Here is a 7,126-nt window from a genome sequence, read left to right as displayed (position 1 = left end):
TTGAACCGAATTCATGGTACAAGCTTCAACCATAAAGTCTTGCTGACCCGTAGGTAATCCAAACATTGAGTGAATAATCCCTGAAAGTTCACTGCATTCGCGTGACATTGCGTGACATTTGAGGGTTTCGGCAGGTAACGTCATAGACGGAAACTTTCCGCGAACCTGAGAGGTGAAATTCAATGGGAATTGAAGATAAAGCAGACGCCAAGAAAGACCAAGTATCCGGCAAGGCAAAAGAAGCCGCTGGTAAAGCCACAGGGGATTCAAAGGCCCAAGGTGAAGGCAAAGCTCAGGATCTCCAGGGCAAAGTGAAAGACACCACCGAGCAGGTCAAAGACACCGCGGGTGACCTCAAAGATAAGGCCAAAGGCTTTACTGACGGCTTTGGCAAATAATCCATAAAAAATAAAGATTCAAGGAAACCCGGGAAGGTGCATAACCTCCCGGGTTTCTCTCTGCCCAGATAGGCTAGGAAATGGACTTAACGCCCACCCGGCTATTCACAACAAAAGGAGCAGCATGGTAGATATCAACGAACTCGCCCGCATTGGCAATGATCAATTCGCTCGACTAGAAGAAGCCGCAGAATTCTCCGTCACCTCCACCACCGTGACACAAGGGCAAGAATGGCCAGCTGCCCAATACTCCGGTGCCATGGGTGTACCAAACGGCCAAGACATCTCACCGCAGTTGTCCTGGTCTGGTGCCCCAGAAGGTACCAAATCCTATGCTGTCACCGTCTTCGATCCGGATGCCCCAACCGGCTCGGGGTTTTGGCACTGGTCAGTCGGCAATATTGCCGCAGACGTTACGGAACTGGCCGAGAACGCTGGTACCGACGACGGCTCCGGACTGCCAGCTGGCGCTTTCCAGCTCAAGCACGACGGCGGGGGCCCCGGATTCATCGGTGCCGCCCCGCCAGCAGGCCACGGCGCACACCGCTACATCATCACCGTCCACGCCTTGGACGTGGAAAAACTGGATATCCCCGAAGATGCCTCCAACGCATTCTTCGGGTTCAACCGCCACGGTCACACACTGGGCCGTGCAGCGTTGACCGTTTACGGAATTGTCGAAAACTAATAAACTCCCGGCGCCTGGGCGTCAGCTAGACTGAGATGCTGTGACTACACACCATTCAGCCGTTGACGCCCACGGTGCCACCGTGGCCGAAATGTTCGATAATATTGCCGACCGCTATGACCTCATGAACCTGGTCATGACCTGGGGCCAAGAACCTAGGTTTATCCGCGATACGGTCAACGCCGTCAAGCTCGGCCCGGCACCGAAAGTTCTTGACGTTGCCACCGGCACCGGCGATCTCGCCTTTGAAGTCGCGAATCAGCGCTACGGTGCAGAAGTTTACGGGCTCGATATCTCCAATGAAATGTTGGAAGTCGCCCGCTATCGCCCAGGTGGCGAAAACATCGTTTGGCAGACCGGTGATGCAATGAACTTGCCGTACGAGGACAATACGTTCGACGCCGTGACGCATGGTTATCTGTTGCGAAACGTCACCGACATCGCCAAAACCCTTGAAGAGCAGTACCGGGTGCTGAAACCCGGCGGCATGATGTCCTGCCTCGAGATGTCGCCGGCTCCGCGCGATATCGTCAAACCATTTTCGACGGCGTACATCAAGTATGTCGTCCCGCGCCTCGCCAATGCCATCACGCAGAACCCAGATGCCTACGAGTACCTGTCCCGTACATCCCGCGGGTTCCATACCGCGGATCGTATTGAACACATGATGCAGGAAGTAGGCTTTGTGGCCACCGGCTACAAGTCGTTGATGTTCGGCACCATGGCGATCCACTGGGCTCAAAAACCCGCTGCGTAGGACTCTTCTCTCGCACGTTGGCATTCCTTCAGCGACATGTAAAAGCATTTTGCACATCTTGAAAACGTGTAAAGAATTTGCCTTATTTTTTACACGTCGCGGGTATATGTAGAAAATTCTCCCGGTTCTGCACACTTCATCGCATTGCATGCAGGGAATACTCAGGCGATTCATGACTGATCTTGAGGGGAACTCAAGCTCCTAAGCAGGAACGTTGCCTAGACTCTTAATCATCCTCTTCGAGGTGTGAGTGATGAGAGTTCGATGCCCCGGGTTTCAAAACCCGGGGCTTTGTTCTTTGTGTAACTGGTGACGGCGCCCCGATGGGGCCAGAGTATTCATGTCGCAGACTTGCGTATGAGTGCGCGCCTTTGTGGAGATAATGGCTAGAAGCTTCTTCGATACTTGTAGCATCGTTGTGACGAACGGTACACAAAGAAGGGACTGAGGCGTGGCAAGAATCCGGGTATCGCATGGTTGGTTTGGCATGGGATTCATGGAAGCACTTCAGAAGGCAAAACCGCAGGACGTCATCGTGGTAGGCGAAGGACACTATAAGGTTGAACCTGTTTTTATGAACCAGCTTCGAGTTGTGGGTAAAGGCGACCCAACCAAAATCATTCTTGAAACGCAGATTGAGGCGCTTGGCCATCTCCAGTTGGAGAACCTGACAATCCAGGCCGCACACTTCCGGAACGCAGTGAAATTGCTGAATAATCAGGCACGAGTCGAACTCACTGACGTGTATATTCACGGTGATGCAGCTGGGAAATACCCTGTTGTGTACAGCAGTGGCGGGACCGTCGTGATGAAAAAGTGCCTAGTGAGTGTGTCTGGCGAGAAAAGCCATGGTGTCGCTATCGAGTCGTATGGTTCGCTGCTGGCAACGAATACTACGTTGCCCGTGGTCAGCCTCGTGGCCAGCTATGCAGAGTTAGATCATGTGCGAGCGTCCCTGGTGAACGCATCCGATGGTTCAAAGGTAATTGCTCCGGGTAATCTGTACCTGAATCCGCCTGATGGTTTACGGTGTTTGGTGCTCAATAATGAGTCGGTTGCACAGGTTGGCACGCTCTACGGTTCCGAAGCTAGCTTTGAGGTCTACGTTGATGAAAGCTTTCTGCAATTGGACAATATCCAGTTGGAAGTGGATGGCCCGCTACCGGTGTACACGAAAGGCACTTCAACCATTAATGCAGCTAACGATGCTGTAGTCCTAATGGATCCTGACACGAAAGCTCCAGTAGCATCGACACCAGGCGGGCCGAAGAGTGTCGTGTGGCAGCAGGAAGATGCTCGACGCTTTCGGGACGCGGTCCTGCCATTACTGCATAAGGGCGACACATTGCTGATCGACGAAGGCCAGTACTTTCTTGATGACGTCGACAATGTGTTGTCGTTAGATATCAATATTGAGGGCCGTGGTGCTGCAGAGAACATCATGCTGCATGGCACGGTTGTCAGGGGGACAACTGGTCAGCATTCTGTGTCGAACATTTCGATCTGTCCGGTTAAAGGGCGCAACAGTGTAGTGGTGGCCGACGACGGGTCGCTGACTCTGACAAATGTGTTGGTATTCCCTGAAGCGAGTGGAGAACTGCCCGCTATCCACGCGGAAGCCGGCACGTTGATTATGATTGATTCCGCGGTCAAGTCAGAAACTGAGCACGAGTTCGGCATGGTTCAGATTGTTGATGACGCCCACCTTGCTGCAACACGATCCCTGCTTGGCTGGGCCAGCATTTTGAGGGGAGCTTCTGCGCATTTGCAGGACTCCTCAGCAGTGTCACTCTCAGCGGGTCAGACCGCTACCGTGACAGGAGCCGGTGAGTTCCAGCTGTACAGCAACAGTCTTGACCTCGACACGATCCAGATTACGACGGGTGCGAGCGTTCACCTTGAGCAGGTTCACACAGAAGATGAGTACATAGCCTTCAGCGTGAATGAGGGCAGCTTGAAAATTCAACAGGCCAGCGGTCCTGGTGTGGTACGAGTAGAGCACGCTCCGTCAGCACAGGTCTACGTGGCAGGAGAGACGGTGGTGCTCCACGAATTGGAAGCCAGACCAGTACAGGCCGCTGCGCCAACTTCTGGTCCACCTACTGAGGGTGCCGCGGAAGGTGACCACGAAGACTCCGAGGAGAGCACCGAGCAAACTCTTGAATCAGAAGCGTCCGATGCCGATCAAGACCCTCTGGCCCAATTGAATGCTTTAGTCGGGCTGGCCACAGTCAAACAACAGATAGAAGACTTTACTCAACTGGTCGAATTCAACCAGCGTCGGCTGGAGCGTGGTTTAAAGACTACCGAGCAGACCATGCACAGTTTGTTCCTTGGAAATCCCGGAACAGGCAAAACGACCGTTGCCCGGCACCTGGGGCAGGTACTTTATAACGCCGGAGCAATCGAAAACGATACGTTCATCGAAGTGCAACGGCGAGATTTGGTCGGCGAAGCACTGGGAACATCGGCCAACATGACACAGAGCGTTTTGGAACGTGCTCGAGGTGGCGTGCTCTTTATTGACGAGGCATATTCTCTATATCAACGGGGCAATAACGAGTTTGCTCAAGAGGCTGTCGATACGATTATCACCTACATGGAAGATAACCGTGAGTCAACTGTTATCATTTTCGCCGGCTACCCGAAGCAGATGCAAGATTTCTTGAACATGAACCCGGGACTGAAATCTCGCATACCCAACCGATTCGATTTTGAAGACTACTCTGAAGAGGAGATCGTACAGATTGGTTATCAGAGTCTGCTGAATGCTGATTACAGGGTGTCGCAAGATCTGTACTCCAGAATCGTCGCAGCGAAGTATCGCCAAAGTAGTGAGAACAGCAATGGACGGTGGGTCCGGAACTTCAATGAACAACTCATGAAGCAGATGGTTCGTCGCGTGATGGACACCGATGTAGAAGACACCGAGACGATCACCGATGACGATCTGTATGCGTTGAGCGGCGGAAGCTCCGAACAAAAAGCCGAAAACGTCGAGATGTTGTTGTATGAGTTGGATCAACTGGTGGGGCTGGAGTCGGTCAAAGCATGGGCGCATGATCTGATCGACGAAGTCCGCGCCAATACGAGGCTGGCCTCAGTGCAACCCACTATGGATCGGCCGACGTATCATATGGTATTTACCGGCAATCCAGGGACAGGGAAAACAACGGTAGCAGCCATCATCTCGAAACTGTTCTACAACCTCGGAATTCTCGAGACTCCAACCGTAAAGGATGTTGATCGTTCCTCGCTTGTTGGCAGCTGGATTGGGCACACTGAGGCCAATACGACGAGAGCGATCGACGAAGCTATGGGCGGAGTGCTGTTCGTCGATGAGGCCTACCAGCTCCATGTCGAGCAGTCGCCCAATGATTTTGGCAAGATGGTGATTGAAACCTTCATGACCCGTCTGGAGAATGACCGAGAAAAGTTCGTTGCGATCTTTGCCGGGTACACCGATCAAATGCATGATTTCCTGGCAGCGAATCCTGGCCTGCGTTCGCGTATCCCGCTGACTATAGAATTCCCCGACTACACTCCGGAGGAAGTCGCACACATTGTGTGCGCCCGATTGGGACGGTCCTGGACCTTCGACGAATCTCTGGTTTTTAGTGTAGCGGCAACGGAATACGCGAAGCTTTCGAACCAAGAGCAGTCTAATGGCCGCTGGGCTCGGAACTACGCCCAGCATATTGAAAAGCAACACAAAAAGTGGCTCATCGATCATGATGTGGAAGGCGAAACAGCCCTGCACATCGAAACAGAGCTCATTGCTTCTTTAGCGACAACGTAATTTCTTGGTGACCGTCAAGAGCCTGTTGTGCTTGCCCGCGCCTTAGCCCAAACGATTCCGTACGGAACCGTCTGGTAATGCGGAGACCACTGGTGGACTCCGCACAGTTCTTGGGCCTAGTCTCGTAGAAGAGCTGCAGGCGACCAAGGGGAGACAAACTTTGGACCTTCCCATCGAAGTACCTGCCGGCGGTCTGAATTGGACCCCTCGGCCAAAAGGAAACCGCATTCTCATTACCGGTGGCGCGGGGACTGTCGCTAGTCTCATTACTGAGCAACTCTCCAAGTCCTATGAGCTCGTAGGGATCGATGCCGCACCCATCGAGAATCGTGATTTCGCCGAAACTCATAAGGCTGATTTGGGTGACGACGCGCTACTGGATCGTCTTGTGCAGGACGCCGACTACGTATTACATCTGGCGACTGGCGCCCCCGGTGGAAAGCAGGGGATCTATGCAACAGAGATGGATGCGACCAATCGGATTCTTGCATCTGCAATAGCCCATGGCACACGCAGGGTTATTCTGGCTTCTAGTAATCATGCGGCCGGGTGGCCCGAGCGCGAACTCATCGCCGGAACGGGTAATGGTCACGTCAAACCCTGCCATCTGCCGCGGCCTGACGGACTCTACGGTGCGGCCAAAGCCTATATGGAAGCGCTGGGACGGTTCGCAAGCGACTCATCAGGACTCCCGGTCAGTGTGTTGCGCCTTGGAACGATGCGCAACAGTATGAGCCTTCAAGAACTCATTGATTCCGGTGAAATGCCACATTTAGGATTCGGCGAATTCAGGGAACAACGTCTCAGGCGCACCTGGCTTACCGGAAATGACCTGGTCGAGATCCTGCTTGAAGAATTCGCAGCAAAAGAACCATACCGACTCCGCTACGCAACATCATCACCGTGTCAAGATCAGTGGGATCACACGGTGTACTCGGGCTAACAAGTGCCAATGCTTAGAGGTCTGGCTAGCGAGGATCGGGCTGGTAGTCGGCCAGCTCGTCGTCCTTGAAGCGTTCTTGGACTTCGTCTAGTTCGTCCCAGTCGATGTAGACCACGGATTGGCCACCGCCCTCGGTACCAAGCCCGGATGTGGGCAGCGTGAAGCTTGTGATGTCATTGGCTCGGACCGAGGACATCGACGTACCGAGTCCGACCATCGTGCCAGCACCGAAATCACCATCGAGGGCGACATACGGGGTGGTAGCCTCCACAAGATCATTGAGCTTGCCCGGGCTGGTCAGCGTATCGCGGGACAAGACTTCACTCGCCATGCCTTTCATGAACAGTTGCTGGTTTTCTACGCGAGTGTAGTCACCGTCAGAGAAGTTACGACTACGCACAAAGGTTAAAGCCTCATCGCCGTTGAGCGTTATCGGTCCTTCCTGGAACTGGTGGTCGCCGTAGGAGAATGCCCGCGGGTTATTCAGCTCGACTCCTCCGAGCGCGTCAGTAATGTTCTCGAAACCGTTGAAGTCTGCCAC

Annotated in this window: 6 protein-coding genes; 5 read left to right on the top strand and 1 reads right to left on the bottom strand. The window is 53.6% G+C overall.

Translation table 11 applies throughout. From position 1 onward, the window contains the following. Positions 1-182 precede the first annotated feature (182 nt). From L0H14_RS11195 to L0H14_RS11175, 5 genes are all read left to right on the top strand, one after another. The gene (locus L0H14_RS11195) at positions 183-398 is read left to right on the top strand and encodes a CsbD family protein (protein ID WP_301421850.1); all 216 of its coding nucleotides are present in this window, start codon (positions 183-185) and stop codon (positions 396-398) included. A 124-nt stretch (positions 399-522) separates the two neighbouring features. Further along, a complete protein-coding gene (locus L0H14_RS11190; RefSeq protein ID WP_301421849.1) occupies positions 523-1,086 on the top strand; it encodes a YbhB/YbcL family Raf kinase inhibitor-like protein in 564 nt (187 codons plus the stop codon). Positions 1,087-1,126: 40 nt separating this feature from the next. Beyond that, entirely contained in the window at positions 1,127-1,843 is a 717-nt protein-coding gene (locus L0H14_RS11185; RefSeq protein ID WP_301421848.1) for a ubiquinone/menaquinone biosynthesis methyltransferase, read from the top strand. Between the two features lie 496 nt (positions 1,844-2,339). After that, the gene (locus tag L0H14_RS11180; protein ID WP_301421847.1) at positions 2,340-5,642 is read left to right on the top strand and encodes an AAA family ATPase; all 3,303 of its coding nucleotides are present in this window, start codon (positions 2,340-2,342) and stop codon (positions 5,640-5,642) included. Positions 5,643-5,802: 160 nt separating this feature from the next. After that, the gene (locus tag L0H14_RS11175) at positions 5,803-6,585 is read left to right on the top strand and encodes an NAD(P)-dependent oxidoreductase (protein ID WP_301421846.1); all 783 of its coding nucleotides are present in this window, start codon (positions 5,803-5,805) and stop codon (positions 6,583-6,585) included. A gap of 25 nt (positions 6,586-6,610) precedes the next feature. On the opposite strand, the gene L0H14_RS11170 is transcribed toward L0H14_RS11175, so the two are convergent. Continuing rightward, a partial coding sequence (locus tag L0H14_RS11170) for an LCP family protein (RefSeq protein WP_301419803.1) occupies positions 6,611-7,126 on the bottom strand: 516 nt, incomplete at its 5' end.

The sequence above is a fragment of the Yaniella sp. genome, assembly GCF_030453185.1.
In the GTDB taxonomy this organism is placed as follows: domain Bacteria; phylum Actinomycetota; class Actinomycetes; order Actinomycetales; family Micrococcaceae; genus Yaniella.
The sequence above is the reverse complement of the archived record's forward strand: the minus strand, read 5'-3'. Positions and strand labels throughout refer to the sequence as shown.